This is a genomic window from Streptomyces antioxidans (assembly GCF_000968685.2).
Lineage (GTDB): Bacteria > Actinomycetota > Actinomycetes > Streptomycetales > Streptomycetaceae > Streptomyces > Streptomyces antioxidans.
Window position 1 is genome coordinate 1 of record NZ_LAKD02000056.1, and the last position, 22470, is coordinate 22470.

The window sequence follows — 22470 nt, forward strand, 5'->3', positions numbered from 1 at the left end:
CTCGTACGGCGGTTGGTGCATGGGCGGTGCCTGTCGTTCGGGGACGGTGCGGGGGGTGGGCGGGGTCTGGGGGCGGTAGGACGGCACCACAGCCAGCACCAGCCGGTCCGTGTGCGCGCTCACGGCGGCGAGCAGCCCGTCGGGGGCGTGCAGCGCGGGGGTGTCGGCGGTCGAGTCGACGACGGCGACGACGGCGTCGAAGCGGCGGCCGGGGTCGGCGCCGGGCGCCACGTTGTACGCGTAGCGGGGGGCGGGGCCGTCGTCGGGGTCGTCGGCGGGGTCGTCGTGCGCGGGGAAGGTCAGCCGGGTCCTGATGGCGTACCCGGGGTCGTCGACGGCGAGCACGGGCGAGCGGGTGGTCGTCGAGTACCGCACCTCGACGCCGTCCAGCAGCTCGTCCAGCGCCTCCGCGATCCGCAGCGGCGCGTACATCAGCTCCTCGAACCCGAGGACGAGGACGCGACGGAGCGGGCGGGGTGCGGCGGTGGCCCCCGGCGACGCCCCCAGGGCGGCCGCGAGACGGGTCGCCATGGCGGGGAGGGCCGCCTCGAGGCGGATGCGGTGGGCGGGGGCGAAGCCGTGCCGCCCGCCGTCCGGAAGCCCGGCGGGCCAGCCGAGGTCCACACGGACGGCGCCAGGGGCGGTGGCGGTGGCGTCCTTACGGTCGTCGGTGACGGCCTTACGGTTCGCGGCGGCGGCGTAGGGGATCGCAGCGGCGGCCTTACGGTCGTCGGCCGCTGAATCGTGCGCGGCCACCAGTTCCGCGCCGCGCTCCAGGACGTCGTCGGGCAGGTGCACCGCTCCGGCCGCGGCGGCGACCACGTCGACGCGGGCGCCGAGGTCGGCCGCGAAGGCGTCCAGGCGGGCGCGGTCCTCCGGTGAGCGCATGTCCACCAGGGCGACCACCACATAGTGGTCGCGGGGAAAGCGGCGGTGGAGGGCGGCGATGGTGTTGAGGACCGTACGGCCGGTGGAGAACTCGTCGTCCACGAGGACCAGCGGGCCCTGGCCCGTCGCGGCCAGGAACCCGGGGTCCTCGGGGAGCAGCAGATGGGAGGTGGCGTGACTGTGCTCCTCCTCGAAGCCGCCCACCGTGGCGACGCCCGGGACCGGGCGCCGGGTGGAGTGGAGGTACGGGGCGACGGCGAGCCCGTCGGCCACGCTGTGGCCGAGGCCGGTGGCGGTCTCCGCGTACCCGAGCACCACCGCGCGCGCCGCCACCTCGTCGCCCAGCAGCTCCCGCACCCGGCGGCCGAGCCGGACGCCCGCGCCGTGAACGGTGGCGGGGCGCTGCGGGACATGCTTCCCGAGCACGTTGGAGACCAGCAGATGCGCCCGCTTGGGGTTGCGCCGCAGGGCCAGCCCCAGCAGCTCCCGCAGCTCCGCGCCGCCGTCGGCGCCATCGCCGTCCGCGCCGACGCCCCCGGCCCCGGCCCCGGCCAGCCGTATTCCCAGCCGGTCCACGACCCACTGTCCCGACCACACGTTGTCCACGCTCACGCCGCCCTGCGCCTCATTTCCCTCGTCCCTCATCCCACGTCCCTCGTCACCGGGCCCTGCCGGGCTCTGCCGGGCCCTTCGCCGGGCCCGTTGCGCTCTACGTCTGCTACGTCCGCAGGCTCGCCGACAGCAGCTCCACGAAGCTCACACCCTCCCGGGCCACCCCGAAGACCTCCGCGCGCCGCAGGGTCCGCTCGGCCCAGGCCCGGTGCGGCTTCACCTCGTTCATCTTGTTGGTGTACGAGGAGCGCAGCACACCGCCCCCGCAGCGCTGCGGCTCGAGGATGTCCACCGCGTCGCTGAACTCCTCGTGGCTGACGACGGAGAGCGCGTGCACCGGGGCCACATGGCTGGGGTGGATGCAGGTCTTGCCCTGGAGGCCGTTGGCCCGGTCCAGCTCGATCTCGCGCAGCAGCCCGTCCATGTGGTGCTCGATCAGCGCGGTGCGCAGCGACTCGGCGCGCCCGCTGCTGAAGGGGCTGATCCGCAGCTGCGGCTTGAACATCCGCTCATGCGGTTTGAAGTACTCCCACACCGGCCCGGTGATCGTGAAGCCCGTGCCATCGGCCCGGCCCAGCATGTTCACCACGTCCGCGATCACGGACGCGACCAGCTGGACGTCGTAGGCGGTCATGTCGGGGGCCCGGCGCAGTCCGTACGCCGAGCACAGATCGGTGACCCCGAGGCGCAGCGCCAGCACCCGCTCCCGGTATTTGTCGACGATCCGGCTGATGCCGCCGAGGCTGTCGGTGCGGGTTTCGCGGTGCATCAGCTCGACCGATTCGAGGACCGGCATCGCGAACAGCCGCCGTCCGCCCAACACCTCGGTCACCTGGGTGGTTTCGGCCGACATCAGGGCCTCGAGAAAGGCCCCGCCACGCTCTTCGGTGAATTTCGGCAGTACGAATCCGGACAGCAGCCGCACCCCCGCTCCGAGCCGGGAGACAAGATCGACGATCTGCTCGGGGGTGCGGACCCGGATGAAGAGCAGCGGCAGCGAGGCGCCGGGGTCGCGCCCGGAGAGCTCTTCGAGCTGCCGTACGAGGTTCTCCTCGGCGCCCGCCACCTCGGCGTCATCTATGGAGTCCTCCAGGCACAGCACCATGGAGACCACGCCATGACCTGCCTGTTTGACGATGTCCTCGGCGAGCCGGGGCCTGGTCGCCGGGCAGTACAGGGTGGCGCCGAGGGCGACGGCCAGCGTCCTGGCGGGCGAGTCCGGGCTGAATTCACCGGGCTCCCGGTGGAAGAGGTTCGCTCGCACCTCGACAGGCAGATGTTCGAAATGCCGCATACAACTCCCCGCACTGCCGGTACGCCGCCTCGGTCCCGCTGACCCGCGGTTGGCCGATAATCGTACGTGCGGCCATGGGTCAAAAGTTCCCCAAGGGCGTGAAAATCACGTAACCCATATGCGTCCGCGTGGTGTCCGGCATGCCCGCCCTGCCACCCCGTACCACCCCCGCGCTGCCGCCCGCCGCGTACCCTGCGTTGTCCCCGCACCCACCGGGAAGGCAGGATTGCCGCCATGACGCAGGCGATGCTGAAGGGATCGAACATCCCGCTGGAGGCCACGGCCATACGCGCGGTGCTGCGCTGGACCCCCGGCACGGACGTACCCGACGTGGACGCCTCGGCGCTGCTGCTGGGGCCGGACGACCGGGTGCGCTCGGACGAGGACTTCGTCTTCTACAACCAGCCCCAGCACCCCTCGGGCCTGGTCCGGCACCTGCCCAAGACGCCGCACCAGGACGCGCTGACGGACACCGTCGAGGCCGAGCTGATCGGGCTGGAGCCGGAGGTGCGCCGGGTGGTGATCGCCGCCTCCGCGGACGGCGGCACCTTCGGGCAGGTACGGGATCTGAGCCTGCTGCTGTACGACGCCTCGCCCGGTGCGCCGGACGCGGCGGACTCCGAGCCGGTCGCGATCTTCGCGGTGCTGCCGGACACCGGCAAGGAGACCGCGCTGATCTGCGGCGAGGTCTACCGGCGCGGCGACGGCTGGAAGTTCCGGGCCCTGGGGCAGGGCTATGAGTCGGGGCTGGTCGGGCTGGCCACGGAGTACGGGATCTCGGTGGAGGACGGCGAGGGCGGCCCGGAGGGCGACGCCACGGCCGGGCCGGATGCCATCGCCGCTCCCGAACCCGCCGCCGTTCCCGAAGCCCCGGCCGCCGCCCCTGAGCCCCCGGCCGCCACGACGCCCGCGTCCCCCTCGACGCCCGGCAGTCCGCCCTGGCCGCCGTCCGACGCGACGACCCAGGCCCACCCCCCGGCGTACGGCTATCCGCACCCGGTGTCGGACCCCTGGGACCCGCACCGCACCCAGCCCATGCACCCCGCCGCCGCGCAGGGCGACAGCGGCTACGCCTATGTGCCGCCGCAGGGGCCGCCCCCGCCCCCGCAGGCCCCGGGCACGGGGTATCCACAGCCGCCCGCCCAGGCCCCGGCGCAGCCGGGCTACGGCTACCCTCAGCCGCAGCCCCAGCAGCCCCAGCCGGGATACGGCTATCCGCAGCCCCCCGTGTACGGCTATCCGCAGCAGGTGCAGCCGACGGGGCCGGTGCCGCCGCCCCCGCCGCCGATCCCCGCCCAGGTGCCGGACCCGCATTTCGTGCTGCCGCCGCAGGGCCCGCAGTTCCAGAACAGGTAGCGGCAGACGGGGCCGGAGGGCGGGCCGGGGGTCACACCTTGGACTTGTAGCCCCGGCCCCACTGCAGGCCCCAGCCGTACAGCCGGTCCAGCTCCGCCTGGAAGCCGTAGACGTACTTCACCTCGCGGCGGACCACCATCTCGCCCTTGACGTTCTCGATCAGCACGACGGCACAGGAGCGCGCCTGCGGGGCGCGCTCGTCGAGTGCGATCTCCACCCGCGGCCCGTTGCTCGGATAGAGCGTGACCAGGCCGTGGGTGCGGTCGAAGGCGGGGGTGCCGTCGTAGATGTAGACGAAGACGAGCAGTCGCTTGATGTCGTCCTTGTGGTCCATGTTGACGTAGACCGTCTCACCGGACCCGGAGCCGAACCTGTCGTCGCCGCTGAGCTTGATGTACGGCGCCTCGTTGAGATTGCCGAAGAACTCGCCCAGCGGCTGCACCACGCCCTTGGCACCGCTCTTCAGCTCGTACATCACCGCGAGGTCGAGGTCGACATTGACCAGCGCGGGCCCCTGGGCCTGCACCGGCTCGGGCTTGAACATCTGCAGCGGATGGCGCAGCGAGCCGCGCCGCGACCTGCTGTTGAAGTCCGAGGTGCGCATCTGCCAGGAGAGGTTGATGCGCAGATTGCCGGTGGCGGCCCCCTGCTTGGTCAGCGAGATCGACGCGTGCCGCCTGGTCAGCTCGACCACGCCGGACGCGTCACCGCTGTCGAACTGACGCCATGCGGACCGTCCCCAGTTGTTCCAGAACGCCATGGTGCGCACCCCCACCCTTCGTCACTCGCCGCGTAGAAGCTGGCAGAAGGCTGCCCGCGAAACAGCCCCCCAAGCCGCCCCCAAGCCGCCTTCCGGCCGCCCGTCCGGCCGCTCAACCGCCGCGGGGCGGCCGGGAGGTCGGAAGACCTCGGCCGCCCCGCTCAGAGCGTTCCTCAAACACCGCCGTGTCACACTCCCGGCGGTCAGACTCCGGAGGTGACTTCCGTCTTGGCCTCCGTGTCCTCCCCGGCGGCCGCCTCCCGGCGGTTGCGCCGGACCGAGGACCAGTACGAGGCGGCGATCAGCACCACGCCCACCAGCCCCGTGATGACCTCGTTGATCTCGTACTTGATCGTGACCAGCAGGATCAGGGCCAGCGCGCCGATCGCGTAGTGCGCGCCGTGCTCCAGATAGACGTAGTCATCCAGGGTGCCCCTGCGGACCAGGAAGACGGTCAGCGACCTGATGTACATGGCGCCGATGCCCAGGCCCAGCGCCATCTCGAAGATGTCGTTGGTGATCGCGAAGGCGCCGATGACCCCGTCGAAGGAGAAGGACGCGTCGATGACCTCGAGGTAGAGGAAGAGGAAGAACGCGGCCTTACCGGCCAGGCCGACCACGGAGGCGCCGCTGGAGCCACGGCCGCCGCTTCCGTTGAGCTGGGCGACCGGGGCGGCCTTCGCGTCCTCGTCGCCCCCGCCACCGGCCTCACCGGCCTCGTCGTCCTCGTCTTCGTCCTCCTCCTCTTCGAGCTTGTCCTCGAAGTAGCCGGAGATGCCGCCGACGATCAGATAGGTGAGCAGACCGGCGACGCCGGACAACAGGACGGTGGCGCTCTTGTCACCGCCACCGTGGGCCACGTCGGTGGCCACGGTGGTGGCGGCGATCAGCAGCCCGACCAGGGCGACCACGATCGAGAACGTGTCCAGCTTGCCCAGCTTGGCGAGCGGCTTCTCCAGCCACCCCAGCCACCTGATGTCCCGCTCCTCGAAGATGAAGTCAAGGAAGATCATCAGCAGGAACATCCCACCGAAGGCCGCGATCGCCGGATGCGCCGCCGTGACGAGGTGTTCGTACTGGCTCTTGTCGTTGATCGCGAGATCGACGGCCTCGATGGGGCTCATCTTGGCCGTGACGGCGACGATGATCACCGGGAAGACCAGCCGCATGCCGAAGACGGCGATCAGGATGCCGACGGTCAGGAAGATCTTCTGCCAGAAGGCGTTCATCTTGCGCAGAATGCCCGCGTTGATGACCGCGTTGTCGAATGAGAGCGAGATCTCCAGGATCGAGAGGATCCCGACGATGGCGAGCCCCTGCCACCCCCAGAGGACGCCGGCCAGGGCCAGACCGATCACCGTGATGGCGAACGACCAACCAAAGGTTTTGAGGAGCACTGCCAACCCAATCCTTCGTCGTAAGGTCTCCCCCGCGCGCTATACGCGGCTTTACGAAACGTTGACTCCGAAGTCTAGAGCGATGCCTCGCAGACCCGACGCGTACCCCTGCCCCACGGCCCTGAACTTCCATTCGCCGCCGTAGCGATAGACCTCGCCGAAGATCATCGCGGTCTCGCCCGAGGCGTCCTCGGAGAGGTCGTAGCGGGCGAGCTCCTGGCCGTCCGCCTGGTTGACCACCCGAATGAACGCGTTGCTGACCTGCCCGAACGTCTGGCGCCTGGCCTCGGCCTCATGAATGGACACCGGGAAGACGATCTTGTCGACCTCGGCCGGGACCTTGCCCAGATCGATCAGCAGGGACTCGTCGTCGCCCTCGCCCTCACCGGTGAGGTTGTCGCCGGTGTGCTCCACGGAGCCCTCGGGGCTCTTGAGGTTGTTGTAGAAGATGAAGTACTCATCGCCGAGCACCCGCCCCGACTGGCACAGCAGGGCGCTGGCGTCGAGGTCGAACGGCGCTCCGGTGGTGGAGCGCGCGTCCCAGCCCAGACCGACGAGCACCTGTGTGAGGTTCGGAGCGGCTTTGGAGAGGGAGACATTGCCCCCCTTGGCGAGTGTGACGCCCATGATGCTGTTTCCTCCCCGGCTGTTGCATGGGTGATACGCGTCCGGCGCCGCACCCCTGGCCCTGGGGCGCGGGGGGTGCGGCGCCGGAAGGATTGCCCCGTCGACGGCCTTCGCATGGCCTTCGACGGCCTTGGGCTCGGTCTCCGACGGCCTTGGCCCCGTTTTCGGGGGCCCCGGCGGTCTTCGACGGCCCGCTCGGACGTCGCTCAGACGTTGACGCCGAAGTCCTGCGCGATGCCGCGCAGACCCGAGGCGTACCCCTGGCCGATGGCGCGGAACTTCCACTCCGCGCCGTTCCGGTACAGCTCGCCGAAGACCATGGCGGTCTCGGTCGAGGCGTCCTCGGAGAGGTCGTAGCGGGCGAGCTCCTGGCCGTCGGCCTGGTTCACCACGCGGATGAACGCGTTGCGCACCTGGCCGAAGCTCTGCTGGCGGGTCTCGGCGTCGTAGATCGACACCGGGAATACGATCTTGGTGACATCGGCGGGGACGCCCGCCAGGTTCACCTTGATCTGCTCGTCGTCGCCCTCGCCCTCACCGGTGATGTTGTCACCGGTGTGCTCCACGGAGCCGTCGGGGCTCTTGAGGTTGTTGAAGAAGACGAAGTTCTGGTCGCTGCCGACCTTGCCCTCGGCGTTGGTCAGCAGGGCGCTGGCGTCGAGGTCGAAGTCCGTGCCCGTGGTGGTGCGGGCGTCCCAGCCGAGACCGACGACGACCGCGGTCAGGTTCGGGGCTTCCTTGGACAGCGAGACGTTGCCGCCCTTGCTGAGGCTGACTCCCACGAGTCCTCCCAAAAAAGGTTCGTCAGGAGCACTGCGTGCCCCTTCATCAAAGGTTTCCCATCAGGATCAACGCATCGATCCTAGTGAGCGGTTCCCGGCCGCTACAGGGTTTCGCGGCCTTGGCTACAGGGTTTCCAGGGCCTTGACGTAGTCGTTCAGGTCGCGGGCGTCGGGCAGGCCGTTGACGACCGTCCAGCGCACCACGCCCTCCTTGTCGATCACGAAGGTGCCGCGCACCGCGCAGCCCTTGTCCTCGTCGAAGACGCCGTAGCCGCGGCTGGTCTCGCCGTGCGGCCAGAAGTCCGACAGCAGGGGGTACTCCAGACCCTCCTGCTCGGCGAAGACCCGCAGGCTGAAGGGCGAGTCATTGGAGACCGCCAGCAGCTGGACGTCGTCGTTGACGAACTTCGGCAGCTCGTCGCGGAGCGCGCACAGCTCGCCGGTGCACACGCCGGTGAAGGCGAACGGGTAGAAGAGCAGTACGACGTTCTTCTCGCCCCGGAAGTCGGAGAGCCTGACCGACTCGCCGTGCTGGTTCTTCAGCTGGAAGTCGGGGGCCTTCGCGCCGACCTCTATCGCCATGGGAGCCATCCCTTCGGTCACATTCGGAAGATCATGTTCGACATTTGAATTGATCATGCGGTGCGCGGCCCAGCCTACGCTCAGAGCCCCCCTCCGTAAGGGAACGGAGGGGGGCTCTGGGGTGTGGGTCCACCGGCCTCGGCGCTTGTCGCCGGCCTCAGCGCTTGCCGCTGCGCGCGGCCTTGGGCGTGACCAGGCGGCTGCCCGTCCAGTCCTTCCCCGCGTTGAAGCTCTTGGTCTGGGACAGGCCGGCAGTGGTCGCCGCCTCATTGATGTCGCTCGGCTCGACATAGCCGTCACGGCCGGTCTTGGGCGTCAGCAGCCAGACCGGTGCGCCGTCGTCGATCATCTGGATGGCGTCCACCAGCGCGTCCGTCAGGTCGCCGTCGTCCTCCCGGAACCACAGCACAACGGCGTCGGCCACATCGTCGTACTCCTCGTCGACGAGCTCCTGGCCGGTGATCTCCTCGATGGACTCGCGGAGCTCCTGGTCGACATCGTCGTCGTAGCCGATCTCCTGGACCACCTGTTCGGGCTGGAAACCCAGCCTCGCGGCAGGGTTGGTCCGCTCCTCCGCGTGGTCCGCGGTCGCGCTCACGGATTGCCTCCTGTCATCTTGCATTCACTCTTCGAGTCTGTGCGCCCCGCGCGCGTACGCGAGGGCTTGGGCGTAGTCCACACGGGCCGGGCGGATCGCGCAAGTACCCGGCCAGCGATCCCGCCCAAACGTTGACGTGTCGCCGCAACTCCCATCATGGAGGAACCGTACGCGACGGCGCGCGGCCGACCGGATTGCCCGAGGATGTCCGGCTTACGTGTGTGTCTAGCCACCCTACGCCGCTCCCGTGCCGAACGGTCGTACGCAGCCGACCCCGGTCGTGGGCGTAAGGTTGCGATTCGGCCGTCGCACGTGAGACGGCCGCCGCGGCGCCCGTCTCACCCGGTGATGGTTACCACTGGGTAGAGGTGACGCATCCCGTACCCGAGGTACACGATGGAGAGCGGCGCGACAGCAGCAGAGCACGAATCCATGTCCGTGCACCGCACGACCGAAAAGCGAAGGAATAGCGTGGCTTCCGGATCCGATCGCAACCCGATCATCATTGGCGGCCTTCCCAGCCAGGTCCCGGACTTCGATCCCGAAGAGACCCAGGAATGGCTCGACTCGCTCGACGCAGCCGTCGATGAGCGAGGCCGGGAACGTGCCCGCTACCTGATGCTTCGCCTGATCGAGCGCGCCCGCGCGAAGCGTGTCGCGGTGCCCGAGATGCGCAGCACGGACTACGTCAACACCATCGCCACCAAGGACGAGCCGTTCTTCCCCGGCAACGAGGAGATCGAGCGCAAGGTCCTCAACGCGACCCGCTGGAACGCGGCGGTGATGGTCTCCCGGGCGCAGCGCCCGGGCATCGGGGTCGGTGGCCACATCGCCACCTTCGCCTCCTCCGCCTCGCTGTACGACGTGGGCTTCAACCACTTCTTCCGCGGCAAGGACCACGACAGCGGCGACCAGATCTTCTTCCAGGGCCATGCCTCCCCCGGCATCTACGCCCGTGCCTTTCTGCTCGACCGGCTGAGCGAGGCCCATCTGGACGGATTCCGTCAGGAGAAGTCCAAGCTCGGTCACGCGCTGTCCAGCTACCCGCACCCGCGGTCAATGCCGGACTTCTGGGAGTTCCCCACGGTCTCCATGGGCCTGGGCCCGCTCGGCGCGATCTTCCAGGCGCGGATGAACCGCTATATGGAGGCGCGCGGCGTGGCCGACACCTCCAGCTCCCACGTCTGGGCGTTCCTGGGCGACGGCGAGATGGACGAGCCGGAGTCGCTGGGCCAACTCTCGCTGGCCGCCCGTGAGGGCCTGGACAACCTGACCTTCGTGGTCAACTGCAACCTCCAGCGGCTGGACGGGCCGGTGCGGGGCAACGGCAAGATCATCCAGGAGCTCGAGTCGCAGTTCCGCGGCGCCGGGTGGAACGTGATCAAGCTGGTCTGGGACCGCACCTGGGACCCGCTGCTGGCGCAGGACCGCGACGGCATCCTGGTCAACCGGCTGAACACGACGCCGGACGGTCAGTTCCAGACGTACGCGACCGAGACCGGCGCCTATATCCGCGACCACTTCTTCGGAGATGACCAGCGGCTGCGCAAGATGGTCGAGGGCATGACCGACGACCAGATCCTGCACCTGGGCCGCGGCGGTCACGACCACAAGAAGATCTACGCGGCGTACTCGGCGGCCAAGGCCCACAAGGGCCAGCCGACGGTGATCCTCGCGCAGACCGTCAAGGGCTGGACGCTCGGTCCGAACTTCGAGGGCCGCAACGCGACCCACCAGATGAAGAAGCTGACGGTCGACGACCTCAAGCGCTTCCGCGACCGGCTGCACCTTCCGATCCCGGACAAGGAGCTGGAGTCCGGCCTGCCGCCGTACTACCACCCGGGCCGGGACTCGGAGGAGATCCAGTACATGCACGACCGCCGCAAGGCGCTGGGCGGCTACGCGCCGACCCGTGTCGTGCGGGCCAAGCCGCTTCAGCTGCCGGGTGACAAGACCTACGCCACGCTGAAGAAGGGCACCGGTCAGCAGCAGATCGCCACCACGATGGCGTTCGTCCGGCTGCTGAAGGACCTGATGCGGGACAAGGAGATCGGCAAGCGGTTCGTGCCGATCGCGCCCGATGAGTACCGGACCTTCGGCATGGACTCGCTCTTCCCCTCGGCGAAGATCTACTCGCCGCTGGGCCAGATGTATGAGTCGGTCGACCGTGAGCTGCTGCTCGCCTACAAGGAGTCGCCGACCGGCCAGATGCTGCACGACGGCATCTCCGAGGCGGGCTGTACGGCCTCGCTGATCGCGGCGGGCTCGGCGTACGCCACCCATGGCGAGCCGCTGATCCCGGTCTATGTCTTCTACTCGATGTTCGGCTTCCAGCGCACCGGTGACCAGTTCTGGCAGATGGCCGACCAACTGGCGCGCGGCTTCGTACTGGGCGCGACCGCTGGTCGTACGACCCTGACCGGTGAGGGTCTGCAGCACGCGGACGGCCACTCCCAGCTGCTGGCCTCGACCAACCCGGCGGTCGTCGCGTACGACCCTGCGTTCGGCTTTGAGATCGCCCATATCGTCCAGGACGGTCTGCGCCGGATGTACGGCGAGAACAGTGAGGACGTCTTCTACTACCTCACCGTCTACAACGAGCCGATCCAGCACCCGGCCGAGCCCGAGAACGTGGACCGCGAGGGCATCCTCAAGGGCCTCTACCGCTACCGGCAGGGCGAGAAGGGCTCCGTACCGGCGCAGATCCTCGCCTCCGGGGTCGCGGTGCCGTGGGCGCTTGAGGCCCAGCGCATCCTGGCCGAGGACTGGAACGTCAAGGCGGACGTCTGGTCGGCCACGTCCTGGAACGAGCTGCGCCGGGACGCGGTCGAGGTGGAGGAGCACAATCTGCTCCACCCGGAGGAGGAGCAGCGCGTTCCGTACGTCACCCGGAAGCTCTCGGACGCCGAGGGCCCGAAGGTGGCCGTCTCCGACTGGATGCGTGCGGTTCCCGACCAGATCGCGCGCTGGGTGCCCGGCACGTACCAGTCGCTGGGCGCGGACGGCTTCGGCTTCGCCGACACCCGCGGTGCGGCGCGGCGCTTCTTCCACATCGACGCCGAGTCGATCGTGCTCGGCGTGCTGACGGAGCTCGCCCGCGACGGCAAGATCGACCGCCCGGCCCTCAAGCAGGCGATCGACCGCTACCAGCTCCTGGACGTAACCGCCGCCGACCCCGGCCCGGCGGGCGGCGACGCGTAGCCGTCTACGACGACAGCAACCCGTGACGCGGGGCGGACTGGAAAACCTCCAGTCCGCCCCGCGTCGTCATACACCCGAAGCGCGCCGGGCTCCAGGGGCGGAGCCCCTGGTCCGGGAAGGGGTGAGGTGGGGTGGGGTGGGGTGGGGTGAGGTGGGAAAAACTCTCCCCGGTGACCGGTCAGCGTTCCCAGATTTTGAAGGCCCGGACCTGGTACGGGGCTTCGGGCACCCACGTGCCGCTGGGGTAGGTGTGGAACTCCGCCGTCTCGGCGCATTCGCCGCTCTGATACGCCGTCACCGGACGGCCCGTACGGTTCGCCAGGGACGCGGCCGTGGCGCCGGACGCCAGGGGGACACAGCTTTCGATGTCCACATCGGCCAGTTCACGGGTCTGGCGCGCCCCCGTGAAGCCGCCGCTCCGCCACAGGCACAGCTGACCGGTGGCGCAGTTCCCCAGCCTCGGTGGAGCCGCGGACCGAGCCGCCGCGGCGGCCGGGGCGAGGGTGGCGGTGAGGGCCAGAGCCGAGACGACGGCCGTAATGATCTTGCGCATGATGCTTCGCTCCCCGTGTGACAAGAGTGAAAAGAAGAGAACGGGAGCCAGCCTGTCGGCCAGCTCCCGTTCGCCACCATCGGCTCGATCAAGGCCCACCCTGATAGGGGGTTGACCGCGCGGGTCAGCTGAGAAGCGCGCGGGGCAGATGAGAGGGGTCAGATGTGGACCGCGCCCCCGGACGCGTCCGCGTTCTCACCGCGCTTGGTGAACGCCGCGACCACGGCCGCGACCACCGCGACCACGGCCGCCACCGTGAAGGACAGACCCATCCCTGACACGAACGTGTCATGCGCGGCGGCCGTGATCTTGCCCGCGACCTCCGGCGGAGTGCCCTTCGGGACGGGCGCGATGCCGACCTCGATGGCGTCCGACGCCTTGGACGCCGCGCCCTCGGGCATCGGCGGCAGCCCGGCGTCGGCCCACTTCTCCGGCAGCGCGCTGTCCACCCGGCCCGCCATGACCGCGCCCAGGACGGCCGTACCGAGGCTGCCGCCGACCTGCATCGCGGCCTGCTGGAGGCCGCCCGCGACCCCGGCGTGCTGGATCGGGGCATTGCCGACGATGACCTCGGTGGCACCGACCATGACCGGACCGAGACCGAGGCCCAGCAGCGCGAACCACACGGCCATCTCGGGGCCGCCGCTGTCCGCGTCCAGCCGGGAGAGGCCGAACATCGCGACCGCGGTGATCAGCATGGCCGCGACCAGCGGCGTCCGCGGCCCGAACTTGGTGATCAGCAGACCGGCCAGCGGCGAGGCGACGATCATCATCGCGGTGAGCGGCAGCAGCCGCAGCCCGCTGTCGACCGGGCTCATCCCGTGCACGTTCTGGAGGTAGAAGGTGACGAAGAAGATCCCGCCCATGAAGCCGAAGGCCATCAGCACCATCAGTACGGTGCCCGCGCTCAGCGGCACCGAGCGGAACATACTCAGCGGCAGCAGCGGCTCCGCGCTACGGCTCTCCCAGAAGATGAAGATGGCGAAGCAGACCGCCGACGCGCCCAGGAAGAGCAGCGTGCGCTGATCGCCCCAGTGCCAGTCGGCGGCGTTGATCAGCGCCCAGATCAGGCAGAACATCGCTCCGGACAGCAGCACGATGCCGGGGATGTCAAAGGACCGCGGGGCCTTCTCCGCGCGGTGGTCCACCAGCAGCAGCAGCCCGAGGACCAGCGCCAGGGCACCGACGGGGGCGTTGATGAAGAAGACCGACTGCCAGTTGACGTGCTCGACGAGCAGTCCGCCGACGATGGGCCCGGCCGCGGTGGAGGCGCCGATCGCCGCGCCCCAGATGCCGATGGCCATGTTGAGCTTCTCGGCGGGGAAGGTGGCGCGCAGCAGCCCGAGCGCCGCGGGCATCAGCAGCGCGCCGCACAGGCCCTGCAGCACCCGGAACGCCACGACGAGCGACACCTCGCTGGAGAAGCCGATGGCGGCGGAGGAGACGGCGAAGCCGACGACGCCGATGAGGAAGGTCTGGCGGTGACCGAAGCGGTCACCCAGCTTGCCCGCCGTGATCAGCGCGACGGCGAGGGCCAGCAGATAGCCATTGGTGATCCACTGCACATCGGCGAGCGAGGCGCCGAGGTCCTTCTGGATGGCCGGGTTGGCGATGGCGACGATCGTGCCGTCGAGGGCGACCATCGTCACGCCGAGGGCGACCGTGAGAAGCGTCAGCCATGGATGACCCCGAAGCCCCTTCGGGGCATCGGCTATGGGAGGTTCCGACGCCGAATCGGCGACTGTGGTCGAAGAGGTCATGACCGGAGGCTAATGTCAGCGTCTGACAATTGACAAACTGGTTCATCCGCCGGTAGCTGACTCTTTGGTCACAGATATTCCGAGCGGCCGCGACGCGGCCCCAGACCGATACCCCACACCGGTAGAAGGCGAGCCGATAGGTGACGACGGACGAGGCAGTGGCGGACGCGACGACGCCGCCACGCGCCGGGCTGCGCGAGCGCAAGAAGCAGCGGACGCGGAGCGCCCTGGTGCGCGCCGCGCTGGAGTTGTTCACCCGTCAGGGATACGAGCGGACGACGGTCGACGAGATCGCCGAGGCGGTCGAGGTCTCCCAGCGCACCTTCTTCCGGTACTTCGCCAACAAGGAGGAGGTCGCCTTCGCGACCCAGGAGTCGGCCGAGTGCCACTTCTTCACCGCCCTGTGCGGGCGCCCGGCGGGCGAGGCGCCGCTGGCCGCGCTGCGCGGCGCGGTCCTCGACGCCTGGGGGAACATCGGGGAGGCCATCGAGCAGCTGGTGCCGCCCGAGCTCCATATGCGGATGTACCGGGTGATCGAGTCCACGCCGAGCCTGCTCGCCGTCCATCTGCGCCGCACCGCGGAGATGGAGGAGCGGCTGGCCCGCGAGATCGCCCGCCGCGAGGGGCTGGACGTCGACGCCGATCCGCGGCCACGGCTGCTGGTCGCGATGTTCGGCGGAGTGATCCGGGTGGCCGGGAAGCTGTGGACCGAGGGCGAGGAGGACAGCGTCGTCACATTGCGAGACCTCACCGCGTTCCATCTTGATTACGTAGGTCCCACCCTGGCCGAGAAATGGGATAAATAGCATCAATTCCGGCATAGCTCCCGTGGATTCCCACTGTCAAACGTGATATGAATCACGGGGTTTGGCATGCGGCGCCACCCTTCTCCTAGGGTGTCCCGCGGTGACTTCCTTCTCGGAGCTCGGCTCCCCCTCCCCCGGTTCCGCCGCCTGGCGCGCCCTGCTCGCGCTGGCGGTGGTCTTCGTCCTCCTCGCCACCACCGGCTGGACGGCCGTACGGAGCCACAGAGGAGCCCCGGACGCACTCTCCGCGTCCTTGGACGCCTGGCGCCACGGATCGCTCGGCGGACGCGCGCTGCCCGATCCGTACGGCTCGCCGCGCGTCCTCGGCCGCTGGTTCGACTCGCTCACCAGGACCCAGACCGACCGCGTGGTGCGGCGCTATCCGCTGGCCGTGGGCAATCTCAACGGCGCGCCGGTGGCCCTGCGCTACCGCGCCAACCGCGCCGCACTATTCAAGGCGCGCGCCGAAGAGCGCAAGCGGATCCACGACCCGCGGCTCACCCCGCTGGGCCGCTCGGACGCGACCCGCCGGATGCACCGCTACGAGGATCTGCTGGGCGCCGGGCGGCAGATCCTCTCCTTCGACCCCTCGGGCGCGGGCCGGGCCGCCGAGGTCTTCGGCGACCTCGCCCACGCCAACCGGGTCTCGATCGTGGTGCCGGGCGTGGACACCGACATGCTGACGTTCCAGAAGACCGAGCGCCCGTACACCGCCACGGTCGGGATGGCCCGGGCGCTCTACGACAACGAGCGGTCCGACGCCCCGGACACCAAGACCGCCGTCATCGCCTGGGCCGACTACACCAGCCCGGCCGGGATCGGCATGGACGCGGCCACCGGCAAGCTGGCCGCTGAGGGTGCGGTGCGGCTGCGCGCGCTGGTCGACGCGCTGCCCGCGCTCTCCCGGGTCTCGCTGATGTGCCACAGCTACGGCTCGGTGGTGTGCGGGGTCGCCGCCCGCGATCTGCCGCCCAAGGTCACCGATATCGCGGTGGCCGGCAGCCCCGGGATGCGCGCCGGCCATGTCTCCGATCTGGGCACCAGCGCCCGGGTGTGGGCGATGCGTGACTCCGGCGACTGGATCGAGGACATTCCGCATCTGGAATTCGGCGGGCTCGGCCATGGCGCGGACCCGGTCTCCTCCGGCTTCGGCGCCCGGGTGCTGGCCGCGGACGGCGCGGATGGACACGCCGGATATTTCGAACCGGGCACGACCAGCCTGGACAACTTCGCGCGGGTGGGAATCGGTGCTGTCCAGTCCGTGAGCTGCGGCGACGGCGACGACTGCACCGCGGGGCTACGCTGACGCCCGGCATAAACACCGGAAACTCTAGTGACGCGCGTAGTCTCAAAGGGGGACGGGCGGGCCACCGCCGCATACGATGAGCCACATGGGTGATGTGCTGGCCGGTTTTCAGACCGTCTGGGAGTTTGACACCGACTCCATACTCATCCGCTTCGAACGGGGGATCCGCACGCCGAAGCTGCTCCAGGCGCTCGGCGAACGCCGCATCCCGTTCGAGGCGCTGGCCGGGGTGGAGCTGGGCGTGGGCAAACGGGGAACGGTGGTGCTGCGCGCCGTGCCCAGACCGGGCGCCGACCCGTTGATGGACGCCGCCGCCGGGCAGCTCAAGGAGGCGTACGACCCGTACCGCCTGGTGCTGCCCGCCGAGCGGGAGACCCTGGCCGACTACTACGCCGAGCTGATACGCGAGTCCCTGTTGCCCGACGCGGACACCGCGGCCGAGGCGCATCTGGTGGCCGCGCCCGCGCCGCCGCTGTCCTTCAAGGCGTACGACGGCAAGGCGTCCTTCGACGGCAAGGACATCTCCTTCCGCTGGTTCTGGACCGGCGCCTCCTCGGAGAAGTGGAAGGTCGGGGACCAGCGCTTCCGCATCGACGAACTCACCGGTGTGGAGTGGCGTTCGCCGGAGAGCCGCGGCTCGGCGGGCACCGTCCCCAAGGAGGGCTCCGCGAAGGACGGTGCCGCCAACGGGGGTGCCGCCAAGATCGGCACGGCCAGGAACGGCACCGGCAAGGTCTCCCCCAAGGGCGGTGGCCACGGCTATCTGCGGCTGCTGCGGCGCGCCGCCGAGGACCAGCCCGCCGAGCGCCCCGACCGGGACCCGGCGGCCGTCGTCTTCGGGATGGGCTACGGCCTCGTCCACCAGTCGCTGCCGTTCGCCGCGGCCGTCCTCGAGGCCATACGGGCCTCCTCCCCCGTGCCGTGCGCCGAGGGCGCCCCCGCCCCGAACCGGGCCGCCGCCCCGCGCCGCGACCCGGCCGACATCGCCGAGCGCATCCGTCATCTGGGCGAGCTGCACACCGCCGGGCTGCTGACCGACGACGAGTTCAGCGCGAAGAAGGCCGAGTTGCTGGCGGAGCTGTAGGTGTCCGGTCCCTCCTCCGCACCGGCCGGCGAGGCCGCCGACGCCTCTTCGACCGCCGCCGCCTGATCGCCGACTTCGCCCGCCAGCGCCCCGCCCCGCGCCGCGACGGCCCGGCCCTGCGGCGCAGCGGGCTGACACCGCGGGAGACCGAGGTGCTTGAGCTGATCGCGCGGGGCCTGTCCAACCAGGAGATCGCCGAGTCGCTGGTGCTCGCGGAGCAGACGGTGAAGACGCATATCGGCCGGGTGCTGGCCAAGCTGGGGCTGCGCGACCGGGCCCAGGCGGTGGTCTTCGCCTATGAGTCGGGCCTGGTGACGCCGGGTCAGTGAGGCCTTGACGCCCGGTCAGTGCCCCGGGGCTGGGCAGCCGCCCAATACTGGGGTATGACACCGCACTTGGCACCGGGGAGTGACGTACCGCCACCCGACACCTCTCTACCTTTCCCTCCGCCACGAACGGAACCACGAACGGAACCACGAACGGAAGAGGGAAAGACACCGCCATGTCCCAGACGCTACGCACCAGGCACTACGCACGACGCCTGATCACCGCGGCGCTCACCATCACCGTCATGGCGGGGACGGCCGGTTGGACCGTGGCCCACGAGGAGCAGGCCATCACCGGGCCGCCCCCGGGGACCGCCGCGTGGCTGGCGGACCATTCGCTGGGCGGGGCCGGGCGCGAGCTGCCCGATCCGGCCACCGTCTCGCCCGCCGGGATCGCCCGGTTCTTCGACCGGCTCACCGGAGTCCAGCGGAAGGCGCTGGTCATCCGGCACCCCGAGGTGGTGGGCAATCTGGACGGGGCACCGCTGGGCCTGCGGTACGAGGCCAACGCCCGGGCGATCAGGGCCGCCTGGCACAAGGAGCGGAAGGCCGATCCGCAGAGCCCGCTCGCCGAGCGGTACGCGGCGCTGCTGCGGCCCGGCCGCCAGATCCTCGCCTTCGATCCGCGCGGGCGCGGCCAGGTGGCGGAGGTGTACGGGGACCTGGCGGCGGCCCGCCGCACGGCCGTGATCGTGCCCGGCTCGGACATCGACCTGGACCATTTCGACCGTACGGACGACCCGTACGGCACCCCGGCCGGGATGGCCCGGTCGCTGCGGGCGCGGATGGCCGAGGACGCGCTCGCGACGCCGAGCGCCGCCATCGCCTGGGTCGGCTATACGACGCCGGTCGGGCTGGGCCCGGACGTCGCCACCAGCCGGCTGGCCAGGGCGGGCGCGCCCCGTCTCGACCGGTTTCTGGCCGGGCTCGCCATGACCACCGCGGCCACCGCCGACGCCCCGCCCGCCGTCTTCTGCCACAGCTACGGCTCGGTGGTCTGCGGTCTCGCCGCCTCGGCGATGGACCGCGCCCTCGTCTCCGACCTGGTGGTGCTGGGCAGCCCGGGGATGCGCGCGGACAGCGCCGAGGCCCTGCGCACCGGGGCCCGGGTCTGGGCGGCACGGGACCGCACCGACTGGATCCGCCGGGTGACCGGCTATGACTTCCTGGGCCTGGGCCACGGCGACGACCCGACGGACCGGTCCTTCGGCGCCCGGGTGGTCTCCTCCGAGAGCGCCCACGGGCACACCGGCTACTTCGCGCCGGGGACGGATTCGCTGCGCAACTTCTCGCGGATCGCGTTGGGGAAGTTCGCCGAGGTGCGGTGCGCGGAGGCGGACGGCGGCGGTACGGGCACAGATCCGGCACCGGACTGCCGAGCGGGCCTCGCCTGACCGCCCGGAACCCACACGCACCGTCCGCGCGGAGCCCACACGCCCTCGGCCCCAGCCCGCCCATGTTGCCCCCGCCAAGGCAACACCCGAACCCCACGGCCCCACCACCTCAACCCACCCGCGCAGCCGGGCCCCAGACAACCCCGCCGGACCACCACCGGACCACTGCCGGGCCGCCGGCGGGCCGCCGGCGCTGGTCGTCGCGCGGAGCGTGGCGACCGCGGCGGCATTCGCTGAACAGCGCCGACAGGCGCTATGCGCGGCCTGCGCTCGTCGCGCTCATATCGGCGTAGCGGGCGCCCGCCACCTGGCCCGCGATCGGCTCAAGCGCGGCCAGTTCGTCCGCGCTCAGCTCGATCCGGGTCGCGCCGGTGTTCTGCTCGATCCGGGCGCGGGTGCGGGTGCCGGGGATCGGTACCACGGCGAGCCCGTGCACCTGGGCCTGCTGCTGCACCCAGGCCAGCGCGATCTGGGCGAGCGTCGCCCCGCGCGCCTCGGCGATCTTCCGTAGCGGCTCCAGCAGCGCGGCGTTCGCGGTCGCGTTGTCGCCGGTGAAACGGGGCTGCTGGCGGCGGAAGTCGTCCTCGCCCAGCTCCTGCTCGGCCTGGACGAAGGAGCCGGTCAGGAAGCCGCGGCCGAGTGGCGAGTACGGCACGAGGCCGACGCCCAGCTCGCGGGCGGCCCCGACCACGCTCTCCTCGATGTCGCGGCTGAACAGCGACCACTCCGACTGCACCGCCGCGATGGGGTGCACCGCGTGCGCCGCGCGCAGCTCGTTCGCCGTGACCTCGCTCAGCCCGAGGTGCTTGACCTTCCCCTCGGCCACCAGCTCGGCCATGGCGCCGACGCTCTCCTCAAGCGGCACCTCGGGGTTGCGCCGGTGCATGTAGTACAGGTCGATGTGGTCCACCCCGAGGCGGCGCAGGCTGCCCTCGATGGCCTGGCGGATGTACGGGCGGTCGTTGCGTATCCGCTGCGGGCCGAACGGGTCGCTCTCGTCGCGGTCGATGGCGAACTTGGTGGCCAGGGTGATCCGGTCCCGGTTGGCCCGGACGAAGGGGGCGATGAACTCCTCGTTCCGCCCGAAGCCGTAGATATCGGCGGTGTCGAAGAGCGTGACGCCCAGCTCCAGGGCCCGCTCCAGCGTGGCCCGCGCCTCCGCCTCGTCGTGGGTCGGTCCGTAGGCCCAGCTCATGCCCATGCAGCCCAGGCCCTGGACGCCGACCTCGGGTCCGCCGGTCCCCAGGCCGACGGTCGCGATGATCTCGTTGGTGCTGTCACTCATACGGGGTCAAACCTCTCCGACGCCCTCCGGGCGTCAGCGTAGACATTGATCTTGAAGTCGAGGACTTCGAGCGTGCTCTGGAGCTCGGCGATGCGCTCCCGCACGTTCTCGCGGTGCGTGGTCAGCAGCTCCTCGCGCTCGGCGAAGGTCTGCTCGCCCTGCCGCACCAGCTCTGCGTAGCGGACCATGTCCGCGACCGGCATCCCGGTCAGCCGTAGCTTGCCGACGAGGTCGAGCCAGTCCAGGTCGCGGTTGGTGAAGCGGCGCTGGCCGGTGTGCGTACGGTCCACATGGGGCATCAGCCCGATCCGCTCGTACCAGCGCAGGGTGTGCGCCGTCAGCCCGGTGTGGGCGACGACCTCGCTGATCGAGTAGCGGTCCTGCCCGGTGGGGCGGGGGTGGCCGACGCTCCCCGCGCAGTGCTTCCGCGCCTTCACCGGGGCGCTCTCCATCACGGTCATGCCGATTCACCTCTCGCAGGTCGCGGGTCCGCACGCCTCATCGACGTCTTCAACGCTATTTGCTTGGAGTGCACTCCAAGCAAGCGGAGATTTGGGGGAACCTTGGCCGCCTGCGGCGCGCCGCTCCCCTCCCCGCCCCTTCCCGAAACTGGGGCCCCGCCCCAGCCCCCGCGGCCGGGCAACCCGACTCCGCGCAGGCGCCCGCCCGGCATCCGCCCCGCCGGTCGCGGGCAGCGACCGCCCCGGGCCGGGGCGACGGGCAGCCCACCGCTCCCCGCGCCCTGCAGGCGAAGCGGAACCGGGGCTCCACCCCAGCCCCCAGCCGGGCAACCCGACTCCGCACGAACACCCACCCGGCCGTCTGCCCGCGTCAGCGTGGCGCAGTGGCGATGGGAGGTCCGTCGCTGCTCGGGGTCCAGGGGCGGGGCCCATGGTTGTGGGAAGGGGCGGGGAGGGGAAAGAGGCCCCACAGGGCACCCCGTAGGCTCATGGGCATGGAGAGCCTGCGGATGATCGAGAACTGGCCGGTTCCAACGGCGGCAGCCGCCGTCGTACGCGCGGACGGCACCCTGGCCGGATCGTACGGCCCGACCAGGCACCGGTTCCCCCTCGCCTCGGTCACCAAGCCGCTCGCCGCCTACGCCGTGCTGGTCGCCGTCGAGGAGGGCGCGGTGGAGCTGGACGAACCGGCGGGGCCCGCGGGCTCCACGGTGCGCCATCTGCTGGCGCACACCTCCGGGCTCGCCTTCGACGAGCACCGCTCGGTCGCCGCGCCCGGCAACCGCCGCCTCTACTCCAACGCCGGGTTTGAGGTGCTGGGCGACCACATCGCCAAGGCCACGGACATCTCGTTCCCCGAGTATCTGCGCCAGGCGGTGCTGCAGCCGCTCGGCATGGTCACCACCGATCTGCCAGGCTCCCCCGCCAAGGACGGCGTCTCCACCGTGGACGACCTGGTCCGCTTCGCGGCGGAGCTGCAGGCCCCACGGCTGCTGGCGGCCGAGACGCTGGCCGGGGCCACCTCCGTGGTCCACCCGGGGCTCACGGGGGTGCTGCCCGGCTACGGACATCAGCGGCCCAACGACTGGGGGCTCGGCTTCGAGATACGCGACGGCAAGTCGCCGCACTGGACCGGGGCCTCCTCCTCGCCCCGCACCTTCGGGCATTTCGGCCAGTCCGGGACGTTCCTATGGGTAGATCCGGACGCTGGCGCCGCCTGCGTGGCCCTCACCGACCGGGCCTTCGGCCCGTGGGCGATCGCGGCCTGGCCCACGTTCACCGACGCGGTCCTGGCGGAGCTGGGCTAGGGGGCTGGGGGCTAGGGGCGGCTGGGGGCTCCGGCCGATCTTGAGGCCTGCGGTGGGCTGTTCCCCTCCCCGCCCCTTCCCTCAGCTAGAG

19 protein-coding genes and 1 pseudogene are annotated in these 22470 nt (G+C 70.6%); 8 read left to right on the forward strand and 12 right to left on the reverse strand.

All coding sequences use genetic code 11. From position 1 onward, the window contains the following. Both VT50_RS22735 and VT50_RS22740 read right to left on the reverse strand, forming a co-directional pair. Positions 1-1533: phosphoribosyltransferase family protein (locus VT50_RS22735; protein WP_206269461.1), on the reverse strand; the 1533-nt coding region annotated here is incomplete at its 3' end. 73 nt (positions 1534-1606) lie between these two features. Further along, positions 1607-2794, reverse strand: coding sequence for an HpcH/HpaI aldolase/citrate lyase family protein (locus tag VT50_RS22740; protein WP_046087620.1), 1188 nt, complete (start codon positions 2792-2794; stop codon positions 1607-1609). Between the two features lie 234 nt (positions 2795-3028). Between VT50_RS22740 and VT50_RS22745 the strand changes: the two genes are divergently transcribed. Beyond that, positions 3029-4150 (forward strand): TerD family protein, encoded by a 1122-nt coding sequence (locus VT50_RS22745; RefSeq protein ID WP_046087621.1) that lies wholly within the window; start codon positions 3029-3031, stop codon positions 4148-4150. Positions 4151-4181: 31 nt separating this feature from the next. Here VT50_RS22745 and VT50_RS22750 read toward each other — a convergent pair whose 3' ends face one another. The 6 genes from VT50_RS22750 to VT50_RS22775 all read right to left on the reverse strand — a co-directional run bounded on the left by VT50_RS22750 (position 4182) and on the right by VT50_RS22775 (position 8896). Next, on the reverse strand, positions 4182-4910 hold the full coding sequence (locus VT50_RS22750; RefSeq protein ID WP_046087661.1) for a TerD family protein: 729 nt from the start codon (positions 4908-4910) through the stop codon (positions 4182-4184). 203 nt (positions 4911-5113) lie between these two features. Beyond that, entirely contained in the window at positions 5114-6307 is a 1194-nt protein-coding gene (locus VT50_RS22755; protein WP_046087622.1) for a DUF475 domain-containing protein, read from the reverse strand. Between the two features lie 51 nt (positions 6308-6358). Continuing rightward, positions 6359-6934 (reverse strand): TerD family protein, encoded by a 576-nt coding sequence (locus tag VT50_RS22760; protein ID WP_046087623.1) that lies wholly within the window; start codon positions 6932-6934, stop codon positions 6359-6361. A gap of 206 nt (positions 6935-7140) precedes the next feature. Beyond that, the gene (locus VT50_RS22765; RefSeq protein ID WP_046087624.1) at positions 7141-7716 is read right to left on the reverse strand and encodes a TerD family protein; all 576 of its coding nucleotides are present in this window, start codon (positions 7714-7716) and stop codon (positions 7141-7143) included. A gap of 123 nt (positions 7717-7839) precedes the next feature. After that, positions 7840-8298, reverse strand: a complete 459-nt coding sequence (locus VT50_RS22770; RefSeq protein ID WP_046087625.1) for a peroxiredoxin — start codon at positions 8296-8298, stop codon at positions 7840-7842. Between the two features lie 157 nt (positions 8299-8455). After that, positions 8456-8896 (reverse strand): DUF3052 domain-containing protein, encoded by a 441-nt coding sequence (locus VT50_RS22775; RefSeq protein ID WP_014060347.1) that lies wholly within the window; start codon positions 8894-8896, stop codon positions 8456-8458. A gap of 471 nt (positions 8897-9367) precedes the next feature. On the opposite strand from VT50_RS22775, the gene aceE reads away from it, so the two are divergent. Continuing rightward, the gene (gene aceE, locus VT50_RS22780; RefSeq protein ID WP_046087626.1) at positions 9368-12097 is read left to right on the forward strand and encodes a pyruvate dehydrogenase (acetyl-transferring), homodimeric type; all 2730 of its coding nucleotides are present in this window, start codon (positions 9368-9370) and stop codon (positions 12095-12097) included. A 178-nt stretch (positions 12098-12275) separates the two neighbouring features. Here the strand turns inward: aceE and VT50_RS22785 are convergent, their stop codons facing one another. Then, positions 12276-12650: a peptidase inhibitor family I36 protein gene (locus VT50_RS22785; RefSeq protein ID WP_046087627.1), complete on the reverse strand. Its 375-nt coding sequence runs from the start codon at positions 12648-12650 to the stop codon at positions 12276-12278. 158 nt (positions 12651-12808) lie between these two features. Then, on the reverse strand, positions 12809-14410 hold the full coding sequence (locus VT50_RS22790; protein WP_046087628.1) for an MFS transporter: 1602 nt from the start codon (positions 14408-14410) through the stop codon (positions 12809-12811). 140 nt (positions 14411-14550) lie between these two features. Between VT50_RS22790 and VT50_RS22795 the strand changes: the two genes are divergently transcribed. From VT50_RS22795 to VT50_RS22815, 5 genes and pseudogenes are all read left to right on the forward strand, one after another. Beyond that, positions 14551-15216 carry a TetR family transcriptional regulator gene (locus tag VT50_RS22795; protein WP_046087629.1) on the forward strand — a complete coding sequence of 222 codons (666 nt, stop codon included), beginning with the start codon at positions 14551-14553 and terminating at the stop codon, positions 15214-15216. 100 nt (positions 15217-15316) lie between these two features. After that, positions 15317-16522: an alpha/beta hydrolase gene (locus VT50_RS22800; protein WP_046087630.1), complete on the forward strand. Its 1206-nt coding sequence runs from the start codon at positions 15317-15319 to the stop codon at positions 16520-16522. Positions 16523-16607: 85 nt separating this feature from the next. Beyond that, entirely contained in the window at positions 16608-17606 is a 999-nt protein-coding gene (locus VT50_RS38560; RefSeq protein WP_046087631.1) for a DUF4429 domain-containing protein, read from the forward strand. Between the two features lie 56 nt (positions 17607-17662). After that, positions 17663-17935, forward strand: a pseudogene (locus VT50_RS38565) (response regulator transcription factor); the annotation flags it as partial. Positions 17936-18108: 173 nt separating this feature from the next. Continuing rightward, entirely contained in the window at positions 18109-19326 is a 1218-nt protein-coding gene (locus VT50_RS22815; protein WP_046087632.1) for an alpha/beta hydrolase, read from the forward strand. Between the two features lie 253 nt (positions 19327-19579). Here the strand turns inward: VT50_RS22815 and VT50_RS22820 are convergent, their stop codons facing one another. Further along, positions 19580-20611, reverse strand: a complete 1032-nt coding sequence (locus VT50_RS22820; RefSeq protein ID WP_046087633.1) for an aldo/keto reductase — start codon at positions 20609-20611, stop codon at positions 19580-19582. Then, positions 20608-21072, reverse strand: coding sequence for a MerR family transcriptional regulator (locus tag VT50_RS22825; RefSeq protein WP_046087634.1), 465 nt, complete (start codon positions 21070-21072; stop codon positions 20608-20610). The genes VT50_RS22820 and VT50_RS22825 overlap by 4 nt, the downstream gene beginning before the upstream one ends. Positions 21073-21566: 494 nt before the next feature. Between VT50_RS22825 and VT50_RS22830 the strand changes: the two genes are divergently transcribed. Continuing rightward, on the forward strand, positions 21567-22379 hold the full coding sequence (locus VT50_RS22830) for a serine hydrolase domain-containing protein (RefSeq protein WP_046087662.1): 813 nt from the start codon (positions 21567-21569) through the stop codon (positions 22377-22379). Positions 22380-22470 lie beyond the last annotated feature (91 nt).

Excerpts from the sequence above, each read along its gene's own strand:
- VT50_RS22740 (WP_046087620.1), bottom strand. The coding sequence starts at position 2,794 with ATGCGGCATTTCGAACATCTGCCTGTCGAGGTGCGAGCGAACCTCTTC.
- VT50_RS22745 (WP_046087621.1), top strand. The coding sequence starts at position 3,029 with ATGACGCAGGCGATGCTGAAGGGATCGAACATCCCGCTGGAGGCCACG.
- VT50_RS22750 (WP_046087661.1), bottom strand. The coding sequence starts at position 4,910 with ATGGCGTTCTGGAACAACTGGGGACGGTCCGCATGGCGTCAGTTCGAC.
- VT50_RS22760 (WP_046087623.1), bottom strand. The coding sequence starts at position 6,934 with ATGGGCGTCACACTCGCCAAGGGGGGCAATGTCTCCCTCTCCAAAGCC.
- VT50_RS22770 (WP_046087625.1), bottom strand. The coding sequence starts at position 8,298 with ATGGCGATAGAGGTCGGCGCGAAGGCCCCCGACTTCCAGCTGAAGAAC.
- VT50_RS22785 (WP_046087627.1), bottom strand. The coding sequence starts at position 12,650 with ATGCGCAAGATCATTACGGCCGTCGTCTCGGCTCTGGCCCTCACCGCC.
- VT50_RS22790 (WP_046087628.1), bottom strand. The coding sequence starts at position 14,410 with ATGACCTCTTCGACCACAGTCGCCGATTCGGCGTCGGAACCTCCCATA.
- VT50_RS38560 (WP_046087631.1), top strand. The coding sequence starts at position 16,608 with ATGGGTGATGTGCTGGCCGGTTTTCAGACCGTCTGGGAGTTTGACACC.
- VT50_RS22815 (WP_046087632.1), top strand. The coding sequence starts at position 18,109 with ATGTCCCAGACGCTACGCACCAGGCACTACGCACGACGCCTGATCACC.
- VT50_RS22820 (WP_046087633.1), bottom strand. The coding sequence starts at position 20,611 with ATGAGTGACAGCACCAACGAGATCATCGCGACCGTCGGCCTGGGGACC.
- VT50_RS22825 (WP_046087634.1), bottom strand. The coding sequence starts at position 21,072 with ATGACCGTGATGGAGAGCGCCCCGGTGAAGGCGCGGAAGCACTGCGCG.
- VT50_RS22830 (WP_046087662.1), top strand. The coding sequence starts at position 21,567 with ATGGAGAGCCTGCGGATGATCGAGAACTGGCCGGTTCCAACGGCGGCA.